The organism is Frateuria defendens, from assembly GCF_001182895.1.
Lineage (GTDB): Bacteria > Pseudomonadota > Gammaproteobacteria > Xanthomonadales > Rhodanobacteraceae > Frateuria_B > Frateuria_B defendens.
This window is the reverse complement of sequence record NZ_LFQR01000196.1, coordinates 1-343: the sequence shown is the minus strand read 5'-3', so window position 1 is coordinate 343 and position 343 is coordinate 1. Positions and strand designations below refer to the sequence as shown.

The 343-nt window shown below is 70.8% G+C and carries 1 pseudogene; it reads right to left on the bottom strand.

The window, feature by feature from the left end:
* Positions 1-216 (bottom strand): annotated as a pseudogene (locus ACH65_RS17830) (hypothetical protein); the annotation flags it as partial.
* Positions 217-343 lie beyond the last annotated feature (127 nt).

Here is a 343-nt window from a genome sequence, read left to right as displayed (position 1 = left end):
GCCTGCGCGGCGCCCGCCGCCGCGCAGGCCGTCCCAGCCGGCGAAGAAATCGCCGCCGCCGCGGCGGCCGCCGAACGGGTCGCCGAAGCGGCCGCAGCGGGCCTCGAAGCTGCTGCCGTCGGGCTCGCCGGCGAAATGGCGATCGTGGTGGCTGCGGTCCCGGCCGGCGAAGGGGGCGTGCCGCATGGCGCGGAAGAACAGGTGATGCATGCGCATGGTCGTATACCGATATATCGGAAGTTGATTTACGATATATCTAAGTCATGTCGTAAGCCAAGCGTCGGAGGGAAGCGGGCGGCCGGGGCCGCTCGCGCCGTCCCCGCCGGCCGCCATGGCATGCTTG